The 24,181-nt window shown below is 60.0% G+C and carries 22 protein-coding genes; 8 read left to right on the top strand and 14 right to left on the bottom strand.

The window, feature by feature from the left end:
* Window positions 1–23: 23 nt before the first annotated feature.
* Entirely contained in the window at window positions 24–1,049 is a 1,026-nt protein-coding gene (locus AB4Z13_RS30420; protein ID WP_442207597.1) for a Gfo/Idh/MocA family protein, read from the bottom strand.
* Between the two features lie 220 nt (window positions 1,050–1,269).
* Here AB4Z13_RS30420 and AB4Z13_RS30415 point away from each other — a divergent pair, with 220 nt between their 5' ends.
* From AB4Z13_RS30415 to AB4Z13_RS30395, 5 genes are all read left to right on the top strand, one after another.
* Window positions 1,270–2,982 carry an IlvD/Edd family dehydratase gene (locus tag AB4Z13_RS30415; RefSeq protein ID WP_442207596.1) on the top strand — a complete coding sequence of 571 codons (1,713 nt, stop codon included), beginning with the start codon at window positions 1,270–1,272 and terminating at the stop codon, window positions 2,980–2,982.
* Complete coding sequence (locus AB4Z13_RS30410; protein WP_442207595.1) at window positions 2,979–3,851, top strand: amidohydrolase family protein; 873 nt, start codon at window positions 2,979–2,981, stop codon at window positions 3,849–3,851. Before AB4Z13_RS30415 ends, AB4Z13_RS30410 begins: the two co-directional genes overlap by 4 nt.
* A 107-nt stretch (window positions 3,852–3,958) precedes the next feature.
* Window positions 3,959–5,593, top strand: coding sequence for a GMC family oxidoreductase (locus AB4Z13_RS30405; RefSeq protein ID WP_442207594.1), 1,635 nt, complete (start codon window positions 3,959–3,961; stop codon window positions 5,591–5,593).
* Between the two features lie 55 nt (window positions 5,594–5,648).
* On the top strand, window positions 5,649–5,999 hold the full coding sequence (locus AB4Z13_RS30400) for an MbcA/ParS/Xre antitoxin family protein (protein WP_439017437.1): 351 nt from the start codon (window positions 5,649–5,651) through the stop codon (window positions 5,997–5,999).
* Between the two features lie 9 nt (window positions 6,000–6,008).
* Window positions 6,009–6,503 carry an RES domain-containing protein gene (locus AB4Z13_RS30395; RefSeq protein ID WP_113323994.1) on the top strand — a complete coding sequence of 165 codons (495 nt, stop codon included), beginning with the start codon at window positions 6,009–6,011 and terminating at the stop codon, window positions 6,501–6,503.
* Window positions 6,504–6,556: 53 nt separating this feature from the next.
* Here the strand turns inward: AB4Z13_RS30395 and AB4Z13_RS30390 are convergent, their stop codons facing one another.
* From AB4Z13_RS30390 to AB4Z13_RS30365, 6 genes are all read right to left on the bottom strand, one after another.
* Window positions 6,557–7,921, bottom strand: a complete 1,365-nt coding sequence (locus tag AB4Z13_RS30390) for an alpha-glucosidase/alpha-galactosidase (RefSeq protein ID WP_113323995.1) — start codon at window positions 7,919–7,921, stop codon at window positions 6,557–6,559.
* 22 nt (window positions 7,922–7,943) lie between these two features.
* Window positions 7,944–9,611 carry an ABC transporter ATP-binding protein gene (locus AB4Z13_RS30385; RefSeq protein WP_113324024.1) on the bottom strand — a complete coding sequence of 556 codons (1,668 nt, stop codon included), beginning with the start codon at window positions 9,609–9,611 and terminating at the stop codon, window positions 7,944–7,946.
* Window positions 9,612–9,621: 10 nt separating this feature from the next.
* Window positions 9,622–10,752: an ABC transporter permease gene (locus AB4Z13_RS30380; protein WP_113323996.1), complete on the bottom strand. Its 1,131-nt coding sequence runs from the start codon at window positions 10,750–10,752 to the stop codon at window positions 9,622–9,624.
* A gap of 1 nt (window position 10,753) precedes the next feature.
* Window positions 10,754–11,761: an ABC transporter permease gene (locus AB4Z13_RS30375; protein WP_113323997.1), complete on the bottom strand. Its 1,008-nt coding sequence runs from the start codon at window positions 11,759–11,761 to the stop codon at window positions 10,754–10,756.
* Window positions 11,762–11,879: 118 nt separating this feature from the next.
* The gene (locus tag AB4Z13_RS30370; RefSeq protein ID WP_442207593.1) at window positions 11,880–13,967 is read right to left on the bottom strand and encodes an ABC transporter substrate-binding protein; all 2,088 of its coding nucleotides are present in this window, start codon (window positions 13,965–13,967) and stop codon (window positions 11,880–11,882) included.
* 124 nt (window positions 13,968–14,091) lie between these two features.
* Entirely contained in the window at window positions 14,092–15,558 is a 1,467-nt protein-coding gene (locus AB4Z13_RS30365) for an alpha-glucosidase/alpha-galactosidase (RefSeq protein ID WP_113323999.1), read from the bottom strand.
* Window positions 15,559–15,772: 214 nt separating this feature from the next.
* Here AB4Z13_RS30365 and AB4Z13_RS30360 point away from each other — a divergent pair, with 214 nt between their 5' ends.
* Together AB4Z13_RS30360 and AB4Z13_RS30355 are read left to right on the top strand one after the other, a co-directional pair.
* Entirely contained in the window at window positions 15,773–16,648 is an 876-nt protein-coding gene (locus tag AB4Z13_RS30360; protein WP_113324025.1) for an AraC family transcriptional regulator, read from the top strand.
* Window positions 16,649–16,859: 211 nt separating this feature from the next.
* A complete protein-coding gene (locus AB4Z13_RS30355; RefSeq protein ID WP_113324000.1) occupies window positions 16,860–17,888 on the top strand; it encodes a zinc transporter ZntB in 1,029 nt (342 codons plus the stop codon).
* 127 nt (window positions 17,889–18,015) lie between these two features.
* On the opposite strand, the gene AB4Z13_RS30350 is transcribed toward AB4Z13_RS30355, so the two are convergent.
* The 6 genes from AB4Z13_RS30350 to AB4Z13_RS30325 all read right to left on the bottom strand — a co-directional run bounded on the left by AB4Z13_RS30350 (window position 18,016) and on the right by AB4Z13_RS30325 (window position 22,476).
* On the bottom strand, window positions 18,016–18,795 hold the full coding sequence (locus AB4Z13_RS30350) for a molybdopterin-dependent oxidoreductase (RefSeq protein ID WP_113324001.1): 780 nt from the start codon (window positions 18,793–18,795) through the stop codon (window positions 18,016–18,018).
* Window positions 18,792–19,646 carry a cytochrome b/b6 domain-containing protein gene (locus tag AB4Z13_RS30345; protein ID WP_442207592.1) on the bottom strand — a complete coding sequence of 285 codons (855 nt, stop codon included), beginning with the start codon at window positions 19,644–19,646 and terminating at the stop codon, window positions 18,792–18,794. Before AB4Z13_RS30345 ends, AB4Z13_RS30350 begins: the two co-directional genes overlap by 4 nt.
* A 101-nt stretch (window positions 19,647–19,747) precedes the next feature.
* The gene (locus AB4Z13_RS30340; RefSeq protein ID WP_442207628.1) at window positions 19,748–20,350 is read right to left on the bottom strand and encodes a hypothetical protein; all 603 of its coding nucleotides are present in this window, start codon (window positions 20,348–20,350) and stop codon (window positions 19,748–19,750) included.
* A 121-nt stretch (window positions 20,351–20,471) separates the two neighbouring features.
* Window positions 20,472–21,053, bottom strand: a complete 582-nt coding sequence (locus AB4Z13_RS30335; protein WP_442207627.1) for a TetR/AcrR family transcriptional regulator — start codon at window positions 21,051–21,053, stop codon at window positions 20,472–20,474.
* A gap of 314 nt (window positions 21,054–21,367) precedes the next feature.
* Window positions 21,368–21,802, bottom strand: coding sequence for a flagellar hook assembly protein FlgD (flgD, locus tag AB4Z13_RS30330; protein ID WP_113324005.1), 435 nt, complete (start codon window positions 21,800–21,802; stop codon window positions 21,368–21,370).
* A gap of 380 nt (window positions 21,803–22,182) precedes the next feature.
* Entirely contained in the window at window positions 22,183–22,476 is a 294-nt protein-coding gene (locus tag AB4Z13_RS30325; RefSeq protein ID WP_442207591.1) for a DUF2934 domain-containing protein, read from the bottom strand.
* Here AB4Z13_RS30325 and AB4Z13_RS30320 point away from each other — a divergent pair.
* On the top strand, window positions 22,470–22,919 hold the full coding sequence (locus tag AB4Z13_RS30320) for an efflux RND transporter permease subunit (protein ID WP_442207590.1): 450 nt from the start codon (window positions 22,470–22,472) through the stop codon (window positions 22,917–22,919). The genes AB4Z13_RS30325 and AB4Z13_RS30320 overlap by 7 nt on opposite strands.
* On the opposite strand, the gene AB4Z13_RS30315 is transcribed toward AB4Z13_RS30320, so the two are convergent.
* Window positions 22,894–24,177, bottom strand: coding sequence for a cystathionine gamma-synthase family protein (locus AB4Z13_RS30315; RefSeq protein WP_113324007.1), 1,284 nt, complete (start codon window positions 24,175–24,177; stop codon window positions 22,894–22,896). The genes AB4Z13_RS30320 and AB4Z13_RS30315 overlap by 26 nt on opposite strands.
* Window positions 24,178–24,181: the final 4 nt, after the last annotated feature.

The following is a 24,181-nucleotide window of genomic DNA, read 5'->3' as shown; positions in this document are numbered from 1 at the left end:
TAGTCCTCCGGGGGCGGGCTATGTTATCGCGGTTTGTCTTCAGCGTCGAACTGGCTCAGCCGATAGATGTTTTCGACCAGCGCCAGCGTCTTCAGATTATCGTCAGGCACGGTCTCCATCCCTGCTCGGCCCTCGAGCCCATCGAGGAAATGCGCGATCGTTGCGTCATAGGCGCCCTGGTAGACGGCATCCGCATCGAACTCTTCCTCGCGCTCGGCATGGCCCGTTGCCGAGAGACGGCTTCCATACAATTCCAGCGTCGCCTGCGTGCCAAAAATCCGTAGATGATCGCGCGGCACCGGCGGCGCGCCATACACCGCCAGATTGGCGTTTACAGTGACGATCACCCCGTCGTCCAGACGGCGCAGAATTACGAAGGCAACATCTTCGGCTACAATGTCGTCATTGCTGCGCTCAAGCCGTGCGGCAACCACCTCCATCTCGCCGAACAGGTAGCGCAGCGTATCCAGATGATGGATCATCACCTCCATGACCAGCAGACGCTGCTGCCTGCGGAAAAACGGCTGGCGGATGAGCGCTGGCCTGTTGCCGTCAGCATCGGCGATCATGCCGCTTGAGAAGAATTCGAACTGAACCTGCCTGATATTGCCGGCAATCCCTTCCTCCAGCCAGGCCTTCAGCCGCCGGTAATAGGCGCGAAATCGCCAGTTCTCGTGTACCATCAAACGGATCGACGCCGGCAGACCGGCAACGAGAGCAACTGCCTGGTCGTAATCGGGCGCGAGCGGCTTCTGGCAGAGAATATCGACGCCCCTGGCCGCCGCCAACTGCACAAGCTCCACATGTGCCTCGCGCGGCGCACAGATATCGACGACATTGAGCGCTTCCTCCGCCAGCATCGCTTCCGCGCTCGCATAGTTTCTCGGAATGCCCGAGGTCTCGCTTCTGGCCGCCCGCGCCTCCGCAGAGGGATCGGCGATCGCTACGACCTCGGCGCGCGCCGATTGCTTCATCCATGCCGGCAGGTGATATTCGCTGACCCAGCCGGCACCAATGATCCCCACCCGCCTTCGTTTGATCTCTGCCATGAACCACTCCACCTCATTTTATCGATAATTTAGACATCATCACCAAAAATGCCAATGCGCATTCGGCGTGGAAAAGCAGAAAACTCTCGAATTATCTTACATTTTGTCTATTCAATTTTCCGAACATCGCGGTGAGCGGCATCGCCGAAGCATCTTCTTTATTGACAATCCCGTATATCCCACTAGGCTTGAGCTCAATTTAAGAGACGAGGGAGGAACAATGTCGAGCGGTCTTCGTCGCAAGCTGACGAGTTACGGCGATCAGGGTTTCTCCCTTTTCCTGCGAAAGGCCTTCATCAAGGCCATGGGCTATTCGGACGATGCTCTGGATCGCCCGATCGTGGGGATTGCCAATACTTACAGCGATTTCAACCCCTGCCACGGAAACGTGCCGCAACTTATCGAAGCGACCAAGCGCGGTGTCATGCTGGCCGGCGCGATGCCGATGGTCTTCCCGACCATTTCCATCCACGAGAGCTTCGCCTCGCCGACATCGATGTATCTTCGCAACCTGATGGCGATGGAAACCGAGGAGATGATCCGCGCCCAGCCGATGGATGCCGTGATCCTGATTGGCGGCTGCGACAAGACCCTGCCGGCGCAGATCATGGCCGCTGCCAGCAGCGATATCCCGGCAATCTTCCTGCCGACCGGGCCGATGGCCGTTGGCCACCATAAGGGTGAGAGGCTCGGCGCCTGTACCGATTGCCGCCGTTTCTGGGGGCGTTTCCGTGCCGGGGAAATCGACGAGGCGGAAATTACCGACGTCAACAACAAGCTCGCTAGCTCGATCGGCACCTGCACGGTGATGGGAACGGCAAGCACCATGGCCAACCTGACCGAAGTGATGGGCCTCTGCCTGCCGCGAGCAGGATCGGCGCCCGCCGCCGAATCCGAGCGCGTGCGGCTTGCCGAAGAGACCGGCCGCGTTGCCGCCGGACTGGCAGCCAACCCGGATGCGCCGACGGTGCGCGATATTCTGACGCCTTCGGCCATCCGCAACTGCCTTGTCGCCTTGCAAGCTATGGGGGGGTCGACCAATGCCGTCGTTCACCTTGCCGCCATCACGGGGCGCCTTGGCATTCGTCTCGACATGGCCGAGCTCGACAGGCTCGGCAAGATCATCCCACTTCTCGTCGACCTACAGCCGTCCGGCCAGCATTATATGGAGCAGTTCCACGAGGCCGGCGGTGTGCAGACGCTCTTGAAGGCGGTGCGCCACGAGATCGACGGCAGCCAGCAGACGATCTATGGCAAGACGATCGGCGAGGTAATCGATGCGGCTCCCGACGAGCCCGGCCAGACGATCATCCGCACGGTCGATAAACCGTTGAAGCCCATCGGCACGATTGCCGTGCTCCACGGCAACCTTGCGCCCCGTGGCGCGGTCATCAAGCAATCGGCGGCATCGAAGGATCTGCTGCAGCATGAGGGCCGAGCAGTGGTCTTCGATTCCGTCGAGGACATGACCCTGCGGATCGATAGCGACGACCTCGAAGTCAGCGCCGACGATATTCTCGTGCTGCGCAATGCCGGCCCGAAAGGCGCGCCGGGCATGCCGGAAGCCGGCTATCTGCCGATCCCGCGCAAGCTCGCGCGCCAAGGCGTCAAGGACATGGTGCGCATCTCCGATGCCCGCATGAGCGGCACCGCCTTCGGCACGATCGTGCTGCATATTGCCCCGGAGGCTGCGGCCGGCGGGCCGCTGGCGATCGTGAGAACCGGCGACCGCATCCGCCTCGACGTCAAGGAGAGACGCATAGACCTCGCCATTGACCAAGCGGAATTCGACCGACGCATGGCAGAGCTTGGAGAAATATCGGCTGCCGAGCCGGCGCGCGGCTATGCCAAGCTTTATCACACACGCGTGCTGCAGGCCGATGAAGGCGCCGATTTCGATTTCCTCCAGCATGAGGATCTGGAACAGAAATGAGCCTGGTGGACAGTCAAGCGCCACTCTGCCTGCCGCGCCTGCCGCTGACCCGTCTTCCGGTAAAGCCGCTCCCACAGGGCACGATCGATACACATTTCCATGTCTTCTGGTCGGACGCGCCGCTGAATACGCCGCGTAGCTACACGCCAGATATCGCAACAACTGCAGACTGGATCGCCTTCGCAGACCGGCTGGGCATCGGCAGGGGCATCGTCGTGCAACCGAGCGTCTACGGCCTCGACAACCAGGTTCTGATCGAGGCATTGGCCGCCTTTCCGGAGCGGTTGCGGGGCATCGTCGTCATCGATCCCGAGACAGGCCCCACGGAGATTGCCCGTCTCGACCGGCTTGGCGTACGCGGCGTTCGCATCAACACGCGCAACAAGGGCGGCCTACCGCTTACTGCGGCCGAAACGCTCGCGGTTAGCATCCGCGATTTCGGCTGGTCGCTGCAGCTTCAGATCAGCCCGGACCAAATCGATGACCTTGCCAGGCGGCTGCCGCATCTGGGCGTCCGCTTCGTCATCGATCATCTAGGCTTCATACCGCTCGCCGACGGCGCATGGCGCCAACATCTTCCTGCTCTCCAGAGGCTCGCCGATCATCCCGGCGGCTACGTCAAGCTCACGGCTCCCTACAGGCTGACGCGCGAGCGGGGCTATGCAGGTTTTGCCGAGGTGGTGGGCGCACTTGCCGCCAGCCATCCGGAAAAGCTGCTTTGGGGCAGCGACTGGCCCCATACCGAGCTCTGGAGCGATATGCCCGATGACGCCGACCTGATCGACGGGATACAGGACGCGATCGGCAACCCCGAACTTGCCCGCAAAATCTTCATCGAGAATGCCGAAACGCTATTCTTTGGGCGTTGAGCGCAACGCGCCTTGACGATCGCCAATGGCATCTATGTCATTGTTGTCGCTCGCTTTGGCAGTCGATTGCGAGTCGGCCGATACCATCATCCCGGTTCGGAGGAAATGTGAACAAGACCTACGACTTCATCATCGCCGGCGGCGGATCCGCGGCCTCGGTCGCCGCCATGCGGCTGGTGCGGGACTTTGGATTTTCGGTCCTCATCATCGAGCGCGGACCGCGCGAGACCGCAAGGCTGATGTCCTTTCCAGCCGGCTACATGAAATATCTCGCGCGCGACGATTTCCTCGAAATGCATCATACCGTGCCGCAAGCGCAGCTCGGCGGCCGCGGCCCTATCGTGCCGGTCGCGCGCGCTCTCGGCGGTGGCAGTGCAGTCAATGCCATGGTCTATATGCGCGGCCAGAAGGAAGATTACGACAGCTGGGCCGCCTATCTCGGCAACGGAACCGAATGGTCCTACGCGGACATGCTGCCGCATTTCAAAGGCATTGAAGCCAATAGCCGCTTCAACAATGAATTCCACGGCATTTCCGGCAACCTGCGTGTTTCCGAACCGCGCCATATCTCCGATACGACCGAGGATTTCATCCTCGCCGCACAGGGGCTCGGCCACCCCTATAATCCTGATTTCAACGGCGCCAGACAGAACGGCGTCGGCATCATGCAGCACACCTTTGCCAAATGGGGTCGCCGCACGGTACGCTCGGATGCCAAGAAGGCTTTCCTCGACCCGCTCTTGGGAGACAGCCGTCTCGACATCATCACCGAAGCGCGCGTCGACCGCCTCATCATCAGGAATGGCCGCACGGTCGGCGTCGCCTATACGCGGGGTGGCGAGACGCGCGAAGCCATGGCTGAACGCGAGGTGCTGGTTGCCTCGGGAACCTATAATAGCGCCAAGCTGCTAATGCTGTCAGGCATCGGCCCCGCCGATCATCTGCGCGAACACGGCATCGCCGTCATCGCCGATCTGCCCGGAGTCGGCGCCAATCTGCAGGATCATCACGAAGTTCCCGTCATCGCCACCACGAAGGGCAAGTCCGGCTACTTCGGCGAAGACAAAGGCTGGCCGATGATCCGTAACGGGCTGCAATATCTGCTCTTCGATTCCGGGCCGGTGACGACCACAGGTATCGAGTCCTGCCTCTTCTACGATCCGGACGGCGGTGATCGACCGACGATCCAGCTCTATTGCGCGCCGATCGTCTATCTCGATCGTGACGTCTCCTCGGCTAAACCGACCTGGGGCGTGACCTTTACCTCCTGCCTGCTGCGGCCGAAGGCGCGCGGCAGCGTGAAGCTACGCTCGGCCGACCCTGCCGACCAGCCGCTCGTCGACTGCAATTTCTTCGGCGATCCCGATGATCTGCGCCTGACGCTCGCATCCCTGAAGACGGCGCGGCGGCTTCTGGAAACGGAACCCTTCCGTTCCAAGATCGCGATGGAAATCCTGCCGGGGGAAACGCTGCAAGACGAGGAAGCGCTGACGAAATTCGCCGGCCAGACGGTGAAGACGAACTACCATCCTTCCGGGAGCCTGCGCATGGGGCCGGATAACGATCCGATGGCGGTCGTCGATGGTACGTTGAAGGTTCGCGGGCTCGACGGGTTGCGGGTGATCGATTGCTCAATCATTCCCTTCATTCCATCGGGCAACACCAACGCGCCAGCCATGGCAATCGGCTCCAAGGCGGCTGAGATGATCGGTAACGATTACCGGCAGAACGTCAGCCATTGAACGCCGCTTATTTTGACGCTATATAACGTCAGTATAAACGGCATGGAGATGGATCATGGGCCTCGCACAATATGCAGATGACGGGCTGTTCGCACCGCGCAAGATCGCCGATGCCTTCCGCACGACGAGCGAGGAAATTGCCCGCACCGCCGGTCTCGGCAAGGATGCGATCCAGCGCAAGGACCGCCTCCGCTCCGACAAGACGCAGAAGCGCCTGCGCGAAATGATCGAAGTCGTCAACAAGGTCGAACCCCGCTTCGGCTCGGCGCTGATGGCCTATGCCTGGTATCGTTCCGAGCCCTTATCGGGCTTTTCAGGCCAGACTGCTATGCAGCTGGTTCGTGACGGACGGGCGGAGGACGTTCTCGATTATATCGATGCGATCGATGCCGGCGTCCACGCCTGATCCCCGATAATGCGCTACGAAGGAAAGCTCTATCGGGCGCTGAACCCGATCTATGCACGCCAGCCACTTTCCGGCCGGGGCGCCGAACTCTATGGCGGACGATTTAATCCAAAGGGAATGCCGGCTCTTTATACGTCGCTATCCGTGCTGACGGCGCTCAGGGAAGCCAATCAGGTCGGCAGCCTGCAGCCAACCACCCTTGTCTCCTACGAGGCCGATATCGAGCGCGTCTTTGACACAAGGGACGAGGTCGCTCTTCAGGCGCTCGGCATGGATGCCGAAACGATTGCCGCAGCAAGCTGGCGCGACGAGATGAAGGAAAAAGGGGAAGCAAGGACACAGAACTTCGCACGTCGGCTCGTGTCCGATGGCTATCATGGCCTCTTGGTCAGAAGTTTTGCTCCCGCGGCCAGACGCGACGATCTCAACCTCGTGCTTTGGCGATGGAGCGACACGCTCCCCTTCCGTCTAGCCCTGATCGACGACGAAGGCAGGTTATCCTGAACCATCAGGATCAGCGCCGGCATATCGGGCAGCGCTGATCCTATTCGTGTGCCTCAGGCCGCGCGCACCTTGCTCGGCCGTGCCCATTCCGGCAGCCAGTCGCCATGGGTGGCGAGCAGCTCATCCACCAGCGACCAGATCTGATCGAGGTCGAGCTCGGCAGCCGTATGCGGATCCATCATCGCAGCATGATAGATATGTTCCGGATTTTCCGTCATCAGTGCCTGAACCGTCAGTTCCTGGACATTGATATTGGTGCGGATCAGCGCGGTCAGCTGCGGCGGCAGGTCGCCGATATAGGTTGGCTGGATGCCGGAGGCATCGACCAGGCAGGGGACTTCGGCAGCGCAATTGGCCGGCAGCGAGGTGATGCAGCCATTATTGCGGACGTTGCCGTAGATGACCGAGGGTTCGCCGGTCCAGACCGAATTGATGATCGAGGAGGCGTATTCCTTCGATTCATTGACCTCGATCTTGTCGGCCGAACGATAGGCTTCCGCCTGGCCCTTCCAGCGGGCGATCTGCTCGATGCAGCGCTTCGGATATTCGTCGAGCGGAATGCCGAATTTCTCGATGAGGTCCTCGCGACCTTCCTTGATGAAGTAAGGTGTGTATTCGGCAAAATGCTCCGAACTTTCGGTGACGAAATAGCCGAGACGCGTCAGCATCTCGTAACGCACCTTGTTGGGGCAGCGCGGGTTCCAGCCGGGCTTCGGCGCACGTCCCTCGCGATAGGCGCGTACGAGATCCGGATAGAGGTTCTTGTAGGAACCGTCCGGTTGACGATGCTCGAACTTCAGGTAGAAGGCCATGTGGTTGATGCCGGCCGAGCGGTAGCGGATTTCGTCATAGGGGATGTCGAGATCATGGGCGAGCTCCATTGCCGTGCCCTGCACGGAATGGCAAAGGCCAACCTGCTTGATGTCAGGATATTTCTCGGCGATCGCCCAGGTGTTGATCGCCATCGGGTTTACATATTGCAGCATGATGGCGTTGGGGCAGACCGCACGAATATCTTCGCAGATCTTCCAGAGATGCGGCACGGTCCGCAGGCCACGCATGATGCCGCCGACGCCGAGCGTGTCGGCAATCGTCTGGCGCAAGCCGTATTTCTTCGGCACCTCGAAGTCCGTCACCGTGCAGGGTTCGTAACCGCCAATCTGGAAGGCGACGACCACGAAATCGGCGCCCGACAGAGCCTTGCGCTGATCGCCGTAGGTCTCTGCCTTCGCCTTCACACCAAGTGTCGAAATCAGCTTGTTGACGACGATGGCGCTTTCTTCCAATCGCTGCGGGTTGATGTCCATGAGCGCGATCGTAGCCCCCGACAGCGCCGGACGCTGCAGGATGTCGCCGACGATGTTCTTCATGAAAACGGTGGAGCCAGCTCCGATGAACGCTATTCTGGGATTTGCCATATGAACCTCCGGCATTCTGAAATCAGGCTACCTCGAAAGCGGCTTTGACGAGCCGTTCGGTGTAGGGTGTCTTGGGATTGGAAAGGACTTCGTTGACGGGTCCCTCTTCCATGATCTTGCCGTGCTGCATGACGATGACACGGTGGCAGAGGGCACGCACGACCTTCAGGTCATGCGAAATGAAAAGGTAGCTCAGACCGCGCTCATCCTGCAGCTTGCGCAGGAGCTCTATGATCTGCGCCTGGACGGAGAGGTCGAGTGCCGAGGTCGGCTCGTCGAGCAGGATGAATTCCGGCTCCAGTGCGATCGCCCGCGCAATAGCGATGCGTTGGCGCTGCCCACCGGAAAATTCATGCGGGAAACGCGAGAGGATGTTGCCCGGCATGCCGGCGGAGACCAGAGCTTCGCGAACCCTGTCCAGACGTTCGCCCTTGGTGGCGCCGAGCTTGTTGACGACCAGCCCTTCCTCGATGATCTGACCGATCGTCATGCGCGGATTGAGTGACGAGAACGGGTCCTGGAAGACGACCTGCATGCGCGAGCGCAAGGGCCGCATTTCCGCCCGTGACTTGCCGTGGATCGGCTGGCGGTCGAAATAGATCTCGCCGTTGTCCGTGTCACTGAGCCTGAGAATAGCCTGACCGAAGGTCGTCTTGCCCGAACCGGATTCACCGACGAGGCCCAGCGTTTCGTGTCGCCGCAGCGTCAGATTGAGACTGTCGACGGCGACCAGTTCGCGCAGCTCCGGTCTGAAGAAGCCGCCATGGCGCAGCATGAAGGAGACGCGCACGCCGCGGGCGTCGAGAATGATATCCGATCCCTCCGGCAGCGGGTTGGCCTGGCCGCGCGGCTCTGATCCCAAAAGATGCTTCGTATAGGGATGTTGCGGATTGGCGAAGAGCTGCTCGGTTATATTGTGCTCGCGCATCTCGCCATGCTGCATCACATAGACATAGTCGGAGAACTTGCGCACGACCGTCAGGTCGTGGGTAATCAGGATCACTGCCATCCGCAATTCCGTCTGCAGATTGCGGATGAGATTGAGGATCTGCGCCTGGACGGTCACGTCGAGCGCCGTCGTCGGCTCGTCGGCGATCAGCACATCGGGATCATTGGCGAGCGCCATGGCGATCATCACGCGCTGGCGCTGACCGCCCGAGAGCTGATGCGGATATTGCCGCAGGCGCGCTTCGGGATCGGGGATCTGCACCTGCTTCAAAAGCTCCAGCGCCTTGGCGTCGGCCTGTCTGCGGCTCATCTTGCGGTGGACGCGGATCGCTTCGACGATCTGGCTGCCGATCGTATAGATCGGGTTCAGCGAACTCATTGGCTCCTGGAAGATCATCGAGATCCGGTCGCCGCGCAGCCTGCGGCGGGCTCTCTCCGAAAATTTCAGAATATTGGCGCCGTCATACTCGACGCTCGAGCGCGGCGAGATGACCGCACGCTTGGAGAGAAGCCCCATGACGGTGCGCGCCGTCACCGACTTGCCGGAGCCCGACTCGCCGACGATGGCGATTGTTTCGCCGCGGTATAGCTGGAAGGAAATGTCCTTCACGGCTTCGACAGTGCCATGCTCGACCTTGAAATTCACGCCGATATTGCGCGCGTCGATGATCGGGCTCTCCTTGCGGCCGTGATGATCGTGACGGACGGGCGGAGCGAAGGAACTAACGAGAGCAAGGGCCATCTTCATCACCTCAGTAGGGATCGACCGCATCGCGCAGACCGTCGCCGAGCGCATTGAAGGCAAAGACGGTGATCAGCACGAAAGCGACGGGAGCGAGAATCCAGGGATAGGTTCCGATGACCGAATAATTGGCCGTATCCTGCAGCATCAAACCCCAGGAAATCAGCGGCGGCTTTACGGCAAAGCCGAGGAAGCCAAGGAAGGATTCGAGCAGCACGACGCTCGGAATATGGATGGTGACGGCGACGATCACGTGGCTCATCACATTCGGGAAAATATGCTGGAAGATGATGCGCCGGTCGGTCGCGCCGACCGCCATTGCCGCCCGCACATATTCGATACGCGCCAACGCCAGCGTCTTGCCGCGCACCTCGCGCGACATCTGCGCCCAGCCGAGCGCCGACATGACGAAGATCACGAAGGCGAGGAAGACGTTGGTCGGCGCGGTGATCGGGATCAGCGATGTCAGCGCCAGATAGAGCGGCAGCTGCGGGAAGGCGAGTACCAGCTCGACGAAACGTTGCACCCAGACATCGAAGGCGCCGCCGTAATAGCCCGAGACCATGCCGACCGTCGTGCCGACGACAGTGACGATGAAGACCACTGTCAGTGCGATCATCAGCGAGATGCGCGAGCCGATGATGGCGCGCGACAGCACGTCACGACCGAACTTGTCGGTGCCGAGGAAATGCACCGGCTGGCCGTCGACCGTGCCGAAGAAATGGCGATTGGCCGGGATGAGACCGAGCAGATTGTAGTCCGAACCTTTGACGAAGAAGCCGAGCAGACGCGGATTGTCGTAATCCACGCCGACGACCGGCTGGAAGGTAACCGGATCGAGCTCTTCGGAATCCGCCAGCGCATAGACGCGCGGCCAGACGAGACTGCCTTCCTTGTCATGGATGCTGATGAGCTGCGGCGGCGCAAAGCCAACATCGGTCGCCTTTGGGTCCATCGGCGCAAAGAAATCAGCAAAGACAGCCATGATGATTAAGAGGCCAACGAGGATCAGGCCGATCATGCCGGTCCAGGAGCGCCGCAGCCGGCGCCAGACCAGCGCCATATAGCTCTCATTGCCATGGTGGGTATTCTTGACCGCTTCTTCATGCGGTGGCGGCGGGGAAGAGTCGAAGGCAAACATATCAGGCTCCTCCATATTGACGGACCCGCGGATCGAGCATGGCAAGCAGCATGTCGGCGATGATGTTGCCGACGATCAGCGTGGCCGACAGCACCAGCATGAAAGTCGCTGTGACATAGACGTCGCCGATCGCCATCGAGCCGACGATTGCCGGCCCGACAGTCGGCAAGGCGAAGATGATCGCGGTTTCGATCTCGCCGGTCAGCATGTAGGGAAGCACGACGCCCTGATACATGACGAGCGGATGCAACGCGTTTGGAACGGCGTGACGCATGACGACGGCGCCGCCCGAAAGCCCCTTGGCGCGCGCTGTCTCAACATATTGAGCATTCAGCGTGTCGAGCAGATTGCCGCGCATGACGCGCATATTGTAGGCGAGCCCGCCGAAAGTGGCGATCGCGACGACCGGCCAGACATGGCTGATGAGATCCATAAATTTGCCCCAGGACCATGGCGCCCCGCCATACTGCGGCGAGAAGAAGCTGCCGATTTCCGTGACGTTGAATTGGAAGACCAGCAGATAGACGATGATCAGCGCCATCAGGAAGCGCGGCACCGTCATGCCGAGAAAGGCAATGCCGGAGAGCAGGCTGTCGATCCAGCTATATTGGCGGGTCGCCGCCCAGATGCCGAAGGTGATGCCGAGGATGGACGCAAAAATGTGGCAGACCAGCGCCAGGGCCAGCGTGCGGGGCAGGCGCTCGCCGACCACGTCAGCAACCGGCTTGTTGTAGAACATGCTGTAGCCGAAATCGCCTTTGGTCACGATTCCCGTGATCCAGTTGACGTACTGGACGACCATCGGCTTATCGAGGCCATGTTCGATGCGGTAGGCCTGAGCCTGGGCATCCGCCTGGGCGAATGAAGCTCCGCCCTGATTGATCAACTGCGAACGGATATAGTCGGCATAATCTCCGGGCGGCGCCTGGATAATGGCAAAGGTCACCACACTCAGGATGAAGAGGACGGGGATCGCCGAGGCGATACGCATGAGCAGGAATCGTAGCATCAGACGGTTCGCTTCTCCTTGCCGCCAGTCGCTCGTCTCAGCGCGGCCGGCTTGTTGATTCTGACCGGCCGCGCGCAGCACGCGCGACCGGAAGCTTTTGTCGTTCGGGAGGGAGCTCTTAGTTTATTGGACCCTTGTCTCCAGGCTTGCCGGGAAGCTGTTGAGGGAAGAGTTCGTACTTGCCCTGCTTGTCGGCGGCCACCCACAGACGCTCGCGGATGACGGAATCCTCGGCCCAGTTGAACATCATGATCGGCGTACCCTCGGGAATATTCGAGAAACGCTTGTTGATGATCAGCGCACCCGGATATTCCGTCAGCCCGACCGTATCCACGTGTTCGGTCGCCGTCTTCTGGTACTGCTTCATGAGTGCCACGCGTTCGTCATTGTCCTGGCTCGTGCGGAATTTGTTGACGATGTCGACAAGCTCCTTTTCGTAAGGCAGGAGGTCGAGCTGATTATCCTTGCCGGCGCGGTGGTGCCAGCTGGTGCGTGGGCCGACAGCGGCAAGCTGTTCGGTGTTCTGCACCACGGAGGCGAGCTCGGTTGTGTTGCGCTGGACCAGCCAGTCGAACTGGCCGGCATAATGCGCGTTATCGCGCTTGGGACCATCAAGAGCATTGATGATGATCTTGATGCCGAGCTTCTCCATCTGACCGACGACGCCTTCGGCAAGGCTCTTGTCGGTGGTGTAGTCGTTGTTGACGAGAAGCACGATCTCGACGTTCTTGCCATCAGCTGTTCCGGCCGGGAAGTTCACGAAGCCATCGCCATCCGTATCCTTCAGGCCGACCTTGGCGAGCAGCGACTTGGCACCCTTTAGATCGAAGGGATAGTAGACGGTCGAGTTGCGATCATAGAAGCTCGTGCCGGAGGAAAGCCCGCCTGCATAGATCGCCGTGAACGGTCCCTTGACAAGGGAGTCGCCGATCGCCTTGCGGTCGATCGCCATGGTCACGGCCTTGCGGAAGTCCTCGTTGCGGTCGAGTTCGCGGATCGCCTGACTGCGGGCATCAGGATCACCCCAGCCATTGGCCGAAAGGTTCATGCGAAGATTATAGCCAATGAGGCGCGGGCCGAAGGCGAGACGCGCCGGAGCAGTCTTTTCGGCGGCACGCTTCAACGAGGCCACGAAGTTTTCCGGCTGCTCGAGGTTCGAGAAGTCGGCAGAACCGGCAACGGCCTGCACGTCACGGTCGGCCCAGGTCGAGAGCTTGTAGTGCAACTCGTTGAGATAAGGCAGCTGATTGCCCTTCTCGTCGACCTTCCAGTAGTAGGGGTTGCGGCGCATGACGATAATGTCATCCGGCCGATATTCGACCGGCACCCAGGCGCCCATGACCGGCATGTTCATATATTCCGGCGGGAAGGCGTTCTTGAACTGATCGTAGGTGTTCTTCGAATATTTCGGGTGCTGGGGCTTCAGAATATGCGACGGACCCGGGCAGAAGTTCGGATAGGCCATCGTATAGAGGTACTGCTTCGGGAAGGCTTCCTTGAAGGTCCATTCGACTGTGTAGTCGTCGATCTTCGTGAGCGTCGTTCCCTCGCCGAAGGCTTCCGGCGATGCCCCGCCGCCGAGTGGCGAAACGTTCGGGTCGATGACTTCGTCTTCCCAATAGAACATGAGGTCATCGGCATTGAAGGGCGCGCCGTCGGACCACTTGGCGCCTTCGATCAGATGCATGGTCAGCTTGTGACCGTCCTGCGACCATTCCCAGCCCTTGGCGAGGTTCGGCAACGGCTCGGTATCCTTGGCTTCCACCTGGAAGAGCGGCGCCGTGCGTGTCAGGCATTCGGAAAGGCCGATATCGATGCCGCCCCAGCCCTGCGTCTGGCCCGCACCATAGTTCCAGCCTTCCGGCCGGCCGCCGATGACATGGCGCATCACGTCGCCATAGCCGCCGATACCGTCAGGCATGTTTTCGGTCTTAAAGACCAGCGGCTCCTTGGGCAGGCGATCCTTGACCGCTGGCAGCTTGCCGCTGTCGACGAAATTCTTCGTGACCCAGTCCGGCTCGTGATATTCCGGCAGCGCCTTGAACTCCAGGATGGAGTCGCGGGACACATATTTGATCTTGCCTTCCGCCGGGAAAGCCGGCGGTGCCGGCGGCACTGTCGGCTCGGACGCATAGGCATTCAGGGCCGCGACTGAAACGCCAAGCGCCAGTCCTGCCAGGATGCCGATCTTACGGAAATTCGTCATCGTCTCTCCCTCTTGTTCCGGAGCGCTTGTACGCGTCTCCGCTTCTCCTCAAACGACGATGAAGGAAGCTTGTGTGCGGGGACCTTCCTCCCGAAGAGCCGCCGCAGCCTCCCTCACCCTGACTTTAGACGGCTTGCTTCAGCGCCGCCTTTTCAACACGAAGCTCCTCGATTGAGCGGACATTGCGGCGCGCGGCCCCTTCCCACTCTCTCGTTTTGACCTTGGAATTGACCAGCCGCTCCTTGGCGGCTGGCACAGCATGCGCATATTGCGGCAGCCAGCGGGCCTGGGCAACGACCATCTCGTCGACCATCTGCCAGACCTCTTCCGGCGTCGAGACGGCACCGACCAGCGGATCGTGCAGCACGGCGAGCTTCAGGAGATCGATATCGCCGGAAATCGCTGCATGCACCGACATGCGTTGGACATTGATCGACGAGATGCAGGTCGCAGCGCAGGCTTCCGGAATGGTAATGCCGGAGACCATGTTGATGCCAAAGCGATCGACGAAGCCGGGCGACTCGATGATGGCATCGGATGGCAGGTTGGTGATAACGCCTGTATTCTTGACGTTGAAGTGACCGCGATAGACGCGACCGGTTTCCAGCGCCTCGAGAATGTGGCTCGCGTGCTCGTTGGAGCGCTTGGCCGGATCGATCGGCTTTTCGGCCGAAGCGAGGAATTGCGGGAATTCCGTCTCGAACCAATTGCGGGTCTCGGTCGAGTGACGCAGATAGCCGCCAGTCTCGCCGTGGATCCAGTCGGACATGTCGATCCAGCGGGTAATTTCCTCCGGCCGCTTGCGGTACCAGGGCAGGTATTCGGAGAGATGGCCGTTGCTCTCGGTCGAATAGACGCCGAAGCGCTTCAGCACGTCGATGCGCAGCTTCTCCTGTTGCGAATAGACGGGATGCGCCTCGAAGGCGGCGATCAGCTCGTCCTTGCCAATCCTGCGGCCGTTGAGACGCAGATCGACGAACCAGGTCTGGTGGTTGATGCCCGAGCAGATATAGTCGAGTTCGCTCTGCGACTTGGCGCCGAGCACTTCGGCAATCTGTTCGGCGCCATGCTGGACCCCGTGGCAGAGACCGACCGTATCGACCTTACCGTATTCGATTGCCGCCCAGGTATTCATCGCCATCGGGTTGGCATAGTTCAGGAACTTCGCACCCGGTGCCGCGACCTCACGGATATCCTTGCAGAAGTCGAGAATGACGGGGATGTTGCGCTGGCCATAGAGAATGCCGCCGGCGCAGATCGTATCGCCGACACACTGGTCGATGCCGTATTTCAGGGGAATTCTGATATCATCGGCATAGGCTTCGAGCCCGCCGACACGTACGCAGCTGATGACATAACGCGCGCCTTCCAGCGCCTTGCGACGATCTGTCGTCGCCGTCACCTTCGTCGGCAGCTTGTTTGCCTCGACGATCTTGTCGAGAATTGCCTTGATCATCTGCAGGTTATGTTCGCTGAGGTCGGTCAGCGCGAATTCAATGTCCTTGAATTCCGGCACGCAGAGAATATCGGTGAACAGCTTCTTGGTGAAGCCGACGCTGCCTGCTCCGATAATAGCGATTTTGAAACTCATATCCTTCACCTCGATCCGATCAAATGCTAGGTAGAAAGACAGCTAAGGAGGGCTAGGCGGCATACTTGTGCACACCGTCTGAAAATACTGGAAAATGGTGCCTGTATTCCTCCCGGCCGTTCTTTCGACCGCGATCTCTTCCTCTTGTGGAAAGGGATTATGCGCATATTCGCAGGAGCGGCCAGAGAAGGATTATGCTTTCGAGGGTAATTTTGTGCTGCAGGATTTGATTGCCAACGGCCAGTCGATGAGAACCGTTTCGCTGCCGCGCGGACGCCAACGTCTGCATGCCATGCCGACAAGCGCCGGTTATGAGGTGCGTGAAAACGAGACCTATGATTGGGATGGCAGAAAGCGCGGCCAGACGCCCTTCACGGTGCTGCAGCATACGATCAGCGGCACCGGCCGCCTGCGCTATCAGAATCGCAATTACAAGCTCCAGAGCGGCGACACGATGATGGTGCTCGTGCCGCACAATCACCGCTACTGGCTGGAAAAGGGCGAGCGCTGGGAATATTTCTGGATCTCGATGAACGGCGAAGAAACGCTGCGCATCCACAAAATGGTGCTGGCCCTGGCAGGTCCCGTCCTGAAGCTGCAGCAATCGACGATCGATCATCTGGCGGACTGTAGCCTGCGCCTCGTCAAAGGTGCAAACACGCCAGGTTCAGCCTCGGCGGTCGCCTATGAAGCCGCCATGGCGCTCTATGATGACATCTTCGGCGCCTCGGCCTCCATGGCCGAACAAAGCGCCATGCAACCGGTGACCGACCATATCAACGCCAATCTGGAAAAACCGCTGCCCGTCAGTGAGCTTGCGGCGATCGTTGGCCTCAGCCGCGCCCACTTCTCGCGCAGCTTTGCCGAAAGTGAAGGTGTGCCGCCCGCCGAATATGTCCTGCAGCAGCGCCTGCAGCGCGCCGCGAAATTGTTGACCAAGGCGGACTTCCTGCCGGTCAAGGAAGTCTCGATCATGTGCGGCTTCGAGGATGCAAACTATTTCGCCAAGGTCTTCCGGCGCGTCTACGGCATCACGCCGACCGAATTTCGCACGACCGGCATGTATGCGAGCATCAGCCGCGGCCGGTAAGAGATCGGTTGAAGATAGAATGTATCCGGCGACAGACCCGGTGGTCACCATGACCGGCCAAGTACGAGATTGCACCGATCTGACCATCCCAAGATTTTATAACGCCGCAGCTTTGTTCTCAGGACACTGAGCGTCTTGCCGCCCCGCAGCAACTCGCTAAGCTGTTGCTCTGCGCTTACGGGAGGTGGGCTTTGGCAGCTGGAGGTTACTCATGCACGAGCAGGTCGTGAGCGTTGCAAGTTACGGCGCCGAACCCGGTTTGCGTTTCGCCGTGCTTCTTGACGGCAACGGCGGCTGTCGCACCCTTGATATGGAAGCGGTGCGTCGGTGGACGCCGGATGACGGCGTCGTATGGTTGCATTTCGAGCGTGATCATCCGGCCGCTGCTGAATGGGTGACAACGAGAGGCGGCTTCGATCCGCTCGTCGCCGAAGCCTTGCTGGAGGAGGAGACGCGCCCGCGCGTTGAAAGCATCGATGACGGGCTGCTGATTATTCTTCGCGGCGTCTGCGCCACGCCGCCGGAAGAAGCAAAAGCCAGGCCTGCCGAAATCGATCTCGTTCCCCTTCATGTATGGGCCGACCAGCGCAGGCTGGTGACCCTGCGCGACAGCGGCCATTATATAACCGCTTTGCGTGATATTCGCCTTGCCCTCGACAAAGGCAAAGGCCCAAAACAGACGGGGGAACTGCTTGCTCTCGTCAGCGAAAAGCTGGTCCGCGACCTTGAGCCTGTTCTTGATGCCATGGACGAAGAGGTCGACGATCTGGACGAGTTGATCTTTCACGGCGAAGCCAGCGAAGTGCGCGAGCGGCTAAAGCAGCTTCGCCGCCGCTCCGTGCAGCTTCGCCGCTACCTCGCACCTCAGCGCGACGCCTTGAACCGTATCGAGCATGACGACGCCCCGTGGCTGAAGGAGCGTGACAAACTTCGCTTCCGCGAGGTCATCGACAAGCTGATGCGCTTCATCGAATATCTCGACGCCATCCGCGACCGTACCGGCATTCTTCATGACGACCTGTCGACGGTCATCAGCGAGAGGATTGCCCGCAATTCCAATCGCCTTGCCGCACTTGCCGCTCTGCTGCTGCCGCCGAGCGTGGTGGCCGGTCTTTTCGGCATGAATGTTGGCGGTATCCCTGGCGTTAACGATACCTGGGCTTTCATCATCATCGTTGCCTTCGTCGCGATCACTTCCGTCGCAACGCTGATGGTCCTCAAGCGGATCAACTGGCTTTGAGTGGCTGAAGGCAAAGGTCCAACGTCGCCCTTCCGGACGGCTTCAACACAAGACGATCATCGTACAAGGACAAGGGCTCATATGCTCTTTGTCGGCTCTCCTTGTGTCCAGGCTGAATTCGGATCGCTCAGATCCCCGCGTACCACTCGTAGCCTCGGTCTTCCCAGAAGCCGCCATGACCGCCCCATAGGCTGGCGAAGCTTTCGACGATCTCAATGCGCATGATGTATTTGGCCTGCTTGTAGCCGAGTTGCCGTTCGACCCGCAGACGCAGCGGCGCGCCGTGTCCGACGGTCAGATCCTTCCCGTTCATCTGATAGGCAAGGATGGTCTGCGGATGGAACGCGTCGATGAGGTCGATGCTCTCATAGTAGCGGCCACTTCCATCGAGCGTCTTCTCCAACTCGTCGGCGCAGTGAAAGACCGCAAATCGCGCGTTCGGCCTGAGCCCCACCGAGCTCAAGACAGCTCCAAGCAGTACGCCCGTCCATTTCCCGATCGCGCTCCACCCCTCGACGCAGTCGTGACGGGTGATCTGAGTGCGAGCCGGAAGCCTCTTAAGGTCGATAAGGGAGAATTCCTGGGGCCGATCGACGAGGCCGTCGATCTTCAATCGCCAGTTCGCGAATTTGCCTTCGGCGAGTTCGGCGTAGTCCTCGCCATCCGGTGCGCTCGTGCCGTTTACCCTGAAAGACGGAGAAATGTCCGTCTCGGCAAACTCGCGGGCGAGAGCATCGCGTCCCTGCAGCAGTCTTTGTGCCTTCATCGTCAGATTTTCGGCCGAGCGGATACCGCTGCCCACAGCCGTATTCTGTTCCAGTATGTCGCAGCCGGCGAGCGTGAGGGCAGAGGCGCCGAGCGTGCTGCCGATCAGAAAACGCCTGCGGGTCAGGAAGCTACGCGTCATGAATGTGGACCTTTCTCTCTGATGGCATAGCGACCCGTGATCATCGAGCGCATGTTGTTCCAGGTTCCCGACAGCACGACCATCGCCACATGCACGAGCACGAAGAGTACGAGAAGCGTTGCGGTCATGAAGTGGATCGTGCGCGCCGACTGACGCCCACCGAATACATCCACCAGGCTCGGCACGATGGCATCGAAGCCGGGGGACATTGTCAGGCCGGTCAGCAACATCGTCGGCAGTAGGATGACGATCACAGCGAGGTAGGTGAGCTTTTGGAGCACGTTATAGTGCCTTGCTTGTTCCCCTTCCGGGAAACGCAGACGCGCGTGGTCGAGGATTTCGTGCCACAGATGACGCGGGGAAAGGCCCCTGCGCGTCGGGGCCAGGTCACGTCGAAAATGGCCGGTCAGGACGCTGAAGCCGAGGTAGAAAATGCCGTTGACGAGAAATAGCCAGGCAAAGAAGAAGTGCCAGCGGCGGCCGGTTGCGAGATCCTGAAACGACGGGATCGTCGCCCAGGCCGGAAACGCCCGCGGCGTTGGATCTCCCACAAAGGTCGAGACGCCAAGAACACCGGTCGTCGGCACTTCGACACCAGCGATCCGGACGAAACCGCGCATATCCTCGCCCTGTCCGCTCGAGCCGATCGTCAGGACAGATGGATCTCCGTCTGCACCATAGTGGCCCCAGTAAAGTTCGGGATGAGCGTTGAAAATCTGCAATCCGCTCAAGAGCAGGACACTCAGGCAGATCACGTTCAGCCAATGCGCCAGCCGCGTGACCAGGGAATGACGATGGATCATCAGGGTCCGGGGATATTGTATCTTGTCGTTATCGGGACTGTCGCTCATGGATGCGGCCCTCCGGTCAGGCTGGATTGTTGCTTGTTGCAATGAACAGCCGGATGCCGCCGGTCGACCAATGGGCGGAAGCTGACCGGCGGCGACGTGGCTCACATAGGAGGCACCACGCCATTCTTGCCAACGATAACGCGATGCGCGACTGTCCCGCTCGAAGCCTTCTCGGCCGGGATGAACACGACCGCTCCTGCGACCAAGTCCTCCTTGGTTGCCGGGGCGATGGTCACGACCGGCGTACCGTCCGGAACGGAGATCTTCTTTTCCCTGCCGTGGTAGGACACGGTAACGGTGCGCCCGTCGACGTCCTTGACCGCATCGGCGACAGTGGCATTGGTCATGCTGCTGTTCGGCTTGAGGTCCCAGCCGAAGCTTCCCTCGCCGGCTCCCCTGAGTGCAGGTGGAAAGATCAGAACTTCAAGAGCGCCGTCCCCACCCTGCTCCTTCGGCAGGGAGGCGATGCCCACATAGTCTCCGGGCTTAATATCGGAGACCTTCGCGTTGGCGACACTGGCGACCTGCCAGTCGTCGGCAAGAGCGACGTCAACGGTTTCTCCCTCGCGCGTCTTCACCTTCAGGGTGGAACCGGCGAGGTTGACAACACTGCCCCGGATGTTGAGTACGGCCTTTTTTTCTTCGGCCTGGGCAGACGCCGGCGAAACAAGCGTTACTGGAACGCCAGCCAAGCCAGCGACCATGATGACTGGAAGAAGTCTGCGCAACATTTGAGGTTCCTTACCTACTAGTTGGGAGTTTCGACGACGCTGTTTTACCATGCATTTTTCCCATCGACGCGCCGCCCCGTCGCCGGGAATTAGATCACCGCGGCCGCAGCCGTTGAAGACTTGGCTCAAGAATCAGCTCAAAGATAGCAGGCGTTCCATAGGCTCGGGCCGACAGCATTGCGCCATGAACAGTGGCCATGAAAGCCTCTGCCTCTACGCGCGCCGGGCAAGAGATCACCAGGGCTCCTTGCTGATCACCACGCTCGATGACCGATGTCAGCCATCCTGAGAGATGGTGGAAATAGGCACGCACTTCGACCGCGACCTCCATAGGAAGGGCCGGCAGCTCGCTTGCAAGAAGCGCGCAGACACAAAAGGGACGGCTTGCATCCTCGATGCATTGGGCCCAAAAACCGGCATAGGTCTTCAGCAGTTCGAGCGGATCGCTAAACTTGTTTTCGACCTCGGCCAAGCCAGTCTCGGCGTTTGCGCGGTAGCGGGCGACAAGAGCACGCACCAGATCGACCTTGCTTGGAAAATGATGATGGATGCTGGCCTTGCGGATGCCAACAACGGCAGCGATGTCGGCATAACTGAACCCGTTATAGCCGCCTGATACGATCAGCTTTTCCGCACTGTTCAGGATCTCGTCATAGGTATTCGAAAGGCAACTCATACGCGCTTGCCTACCTTCTAGTAGGAAGATTGTCAATCCACATTCCATTCTAATTGTTGGGACCGGTGTGATGGTCGCCGTGAAAACGAATAGAAACAGCGGCGCATCGATCACGGCAACAAGCATGGCTGGCCGGTGATCTCCCGTAACCTTGGCTATCTGCACGAGGAGGAGGCGCCCGATGAGAAGGGGCCCCATGTTCTCACAGGAGGCTACTGTTCAACCATTAACCGCGCAGATCTATCGGGTACTCCCTCAAGGGCTTGCCCGACCTATCTTTACCGGGATGCAACGAACCTCGATGACGGTCAGGGTCATTCGGTGGCCGCAGCGCTACCACCGCTCGGCTGAGAGAGGCTGACACCCGGCTGGACGAGAATCTTCCCGCCCTCCGTCGTCGTGGCTATGATTCCGTCGCTGTAGATTTTGACGGAAGCAATCGTCCCCTTGACCGTACCGTCTGCGCTTTCGATGTAGCTGCCGATGTAACCGCCGGCCTGGGCGAGACTGGAGCCTGTCAGCAGGGCATCCAGCTTCTGATTCGTCTGGATCGTCTGTTCGACCTGCGAGAAGCTGGCGAGCTGCGCCAGTTGTTGACTGGCATCCACGGGGTCGGTCGGATCCTGGTTCTTCAGTTGCGCGATGAGAAGTTGCAGGAAGTCGTCGTAGTTCACCATCGCCTTCTGCTGCGCGGTAGCCGCGCTACCCGCCATGGAGGCGCCGAGGCCTGTGAGAGAATTTATCGTCATAGTCGATCTCGGTTGTTTGGGATAAGTTGGAAGGCGCCTTGCAAACTCCAGCACCCTTACCTACTAGTCGGTAGATTATAAATTACGTCTTCCGCATGACGCGCCAGGATTAGTGAAGCGCACATTGCCTACCTTCTAGTAGGTTTTCTGTCAATACCGATTACCTCGGCCGGACCCTCCGCGCTCCTGCCATTGTCGGATGGCGGACAGCCACGTGTGGAAGAGCCCAGGTTTCCTGGCGAATTCACTTATCCACGGTGATCGGCAACCGCATTTCGGGGCGTGAGTTCAGGACTTCCGACAAGTCCCGTTGTCGGAAGTGATCCGTACAAACGCGTTCTACGCGCTCCAGATCGGCGCTTGGCATCGGCCAGATCGGCTCAGTGCCTGGTGACGCTCCCGGATGCCTTGGTCGGCTTTGACGGCTGGGTTGTCGTTGGAACACTCTGGGCACCGCCTTTAGCCTTCGTTGCGCCTTTCGGCTTCGCAGGAGCGTCAGTCGCCGCGGCCTTTCTGGAGCGAGGCTTCTTGGCTGACTGAGCGTCCGTCTCGGCGCTCGCGGCGATTTCCTGAAACGCCTGCAGCCAATGCTTCAGGTCCTCGCCTTGTGGCCGACCTTCCCGTTCCCAGATCTCGTAGGCACGTTGTCTGATGCGACCCTCGTTCGATGCCATCTGACTCTCCTGTGAAGCTGTTGCCAGGAACAATCAGATGGCGCGACGCGGCCGGAGGGCAATGGCTGCGCGCGCATTTCCCGACACCATCGAGCGGAACTGTTGCCAGCACGTCTTTCGAACACCAGTTCCCATTGTGGCGTTCGTACGGAATGCTTACGAAAAAGAACGGCTATCGCCGGCCAAGAACTCAGTTTGGGGCGCCGCACACCGATGCGAGCATCCAAGCCTGCGCCGAGCGGCCAGGCCCGATCATCATGACGACGCTGGCGATGGTGGCTGGCATGCTGCCGGCGGCTCTCCGCCACCGGATCGGCGTCGAGTTCAGGGCGCCTATGGCGGTCGCGGCCATCAGCGGACTGATGGTTTCAACGGTGCTGATGCGGCCCTCATATGATTGCGAGTTGGCGACAAGGCCTACGCTGCATCGAGCGCCAGGGTGAGATCGGCAATGAGGTCGTCTGGATGTTCGATACCGATTGACAGCCTGATCGTTGCATCAAGGACACCGATACGCTGGCGCACCTCCGCCGGCACGCCGGAATGCGTCATGGTTGCCGGATGCGATGCCAGAGATTCCGTTCCACCAAGGCTGACGGCGAGCTTGAAGATTTTCAACGCGTTCAGAAACCGGAACGAGGCTGGCTGACCGCCTTGGATATCGAAGGAGAATGTCGAACCGGCGCCGCTGCACTGGGCCGCGAATGTCCTGCCAACGGCAGAATCGGGATCGCTGTATGGAAGGTAATGGATCGTCTCGACTTTGGGATGCTGCTTCAGGAAATCCGCCACCGCCTTCGCATTACTGTTGGCCCGCTCCATGCGGATCTGCAGCGTTTCGAGCGAACGCCCAAGCATCCAGCATGAATGCGGATCGAGCTGCGTGCCGATGGCGCCGCGAAGCGCTTTCACCTGCTTGATGAGCGCCCGGCTGCCGAGCGCTGCCCCGGCGATCAGATCCGAATGTCCGCCGACATATTTGGTCAGCGAATAGAGGGAAATGTCTGCGCCATGCTCGATCGGGCGCTGGAAGACCGGGCCGAGCAGCGTGTTATCGCAGGCGACGACAGGTGTATGGCCCTGCTTCTGACCGATCACATCGGCAATCCGCCGGATCATCGCGACGTCGACAAGGCTATTGGTCGGGTTTGCGGGCGTCTCGACGAGGACGACCGAGACGCGGCCCTTGGCCATTGCCTCCTCGGCGGCTGCCTTTACTGAGACTTCGCTGACGCCATCGGCAAAACCCACGGCAGAAACGCCAAAATTGAGGAAGGTTTTCGCAAGCAATGTTTCCGTCCCGCCATAAAGCGGCTGTGAGTGGAGGATGGCATCCCCCGGACGGACGAAGGCAAGCAGGACCGTGGCGATGGCGGACATGCCCGATGAAAACACCGCCCCGCTCTCGGCCCGCTCGTAGACCGCCAGACGATCTTCGATGATCTCGCTGTTTGGATGATTGAAGCGCGAATAGACGAGGCCGGCCCCCTTGCCTTCCGGCGGCTCTTTCCGACCAGAGACGTAATCGAAGAAATCGCGACCGTCTTCGGCGGAGTTGAAAACGAACGTGGACGTCAGGAAGACGGGCGGCTTGACCGCGCCTTCGGAGAGTTCCGGATCATAGCCATAGTTCAGCATCTGGGTTTCCGGATGCAGGGGATGATTGCCGATATGGGTTCTTGGAGGATGCGGTGCAGTCATGGAA

It is taken from the genome of Rhizobium sp. YAF28, from assembly GCF_052113285.1.
GTDB lineage: Bacteria > Pseudomonadota > Alphaproteobacteria > Rhizobiales > Rhizobiaceae > Rhizobium.
This window is presented reverse-complemented; position numbering and strand designations above follow the sequence as displayed.

Coding starts and splice junctions, on each gene's coding strand:
- AB4Z13_RS30395 (WP_113323994.1), top strand. CDS start 6,009: ATGCGCTACGAAGGAAAGCTCTATCGGGCGCTGAACCCGATCTATGCA.
- AB4Z13_RS30375 (WP_113323997.1), bottom strand. CDS start 11,761: ATGCTACGATTCCTGCTCATGCGTATCGCCTCGGCGATCCCCGTCCTC.
- AB4Z13_RS30340 (WP_442207628.1), bottom strand. CDS start 20,350: ATGGTCGCTGGCTTGGCTGGCGTTCCAGTAACGCTTGTTTCGCCGGCG.
- AB4Z13_RS30370 (WP_442207593.1), bottom strand. CDS start 13,967: ATGACGAATTTCCGTAAGATCGGCATCCTGGCAGGACTGGCGCTTGGC.
- AB4Z13_RS30385 (WP_113324024.1), bottom strand. CDS start 9,611: ATGGCCCTTGCTCTCGTTAGTTCCTTCGCTCCGCCCGTCCGTCACGAT.
- AB4Z13_RS30390 (WP_113323995.1), bottom strand. CDS start 7,921: ATGGCAAATCCCAGAATAGCGTTCATCGGAGCTGGCTCCACCGTTTTC.
- AB4Z13_RS30420 (WP_442207597.1), bottom strand. CDS start 1,049: ATGGCAGAGATCAAACGAAGGCGGGTGGGGATCATTGGTGCCGGCTGG.
- AB4Z13_RS30345 (WP_442207592.1), bottom strand. CDS start 19,646: ATGAGCGACAGTCCCGATAACGACAAGATACAATATCCCCGGACCCTG.
- AB4Z13_RS30355 (WP_113324000.1), top strand. CDS start 16,860: ATGCACGAGCAGGTCGTGAGCGTTGCAAGTTACGGCGCCGAACCCGGT.
- AB4Z13_RS30325 (WP_442207591.1), bottom strand. CDS start 22,476: ATGGCATCGAACGAGGGTCGCATCAGACAACGTGCCTACGAGATCTGG.
- AB4Z13_RS30380 (WP_113323996.1), bottom strand. CDS start 10,752: ATGTTTGCCTTCGACTCTTCCCCGCCGCCACCGCATGAAGAAGCGGTC.
- AB4Z13_RS30350 (WP_113324001.1), bottom strand. CDS start 18,795: ATGACGCGTAGCTTCCTGACCCGCAGGCGTTTTCTGATCGGCAGCACG.
- AB4Z13_RS30365 (WP_113323999.1), bottom strand. CDS start 15,558: ATGAGTTTCAAAATCGCTATTATCGGAGCAGGCAGCGTCGGCTTCACC.
- AB4Z13_RS30410 (WP_442207595.1), top strand. CDS start 2,979: ATGAGCCTGGTGGACAGTCAAGCGCCACTCTGCCTGCCGCGCCTGCCG.
- AB4Z13_RS30415 (WP_442207596.1), top strand. CDS start 1,270: ATGTCGAGCGGTCTTCGTCGCAAGCTGACGAGTTACGGCGATCAGGGT.
- flgD (WP_113324005.1), bottom strand. CDS start 21,802: ATGACGATAAATTCTCTCACAGGCCTCGGCGCCTCCATGGCGGGTAGC.
- AB4Z13_RS30315 (WP_113324007.1), bottom strand. CDS start 24,177: ATGACTGCACCGCATCCTCCAAGAACCCATATCGGCAATCATCCCCTG.
- AB4Z13_RS30335 (WP_442207627.1), bottom strand. CDS start 21,053: ATGAGTTGCCTTTCGAATACCTATGACGAGATCCTGAACAGTGCGGAA.
- AB4Z13_RS30320 (WP_442207590.1), top strand. CDS start 22,470: ATGCCATCTGACTCTCCTGTGAAGCTGTTGCCAGGAACAATCAGATGG.
- AB4Z13_RS30400 (WP_439017437.1), top strand. CDS start 5,649: ATGGGCCTCGCACAATATGCAGATGACGGGCTGTTCGCACCGCGCAAG.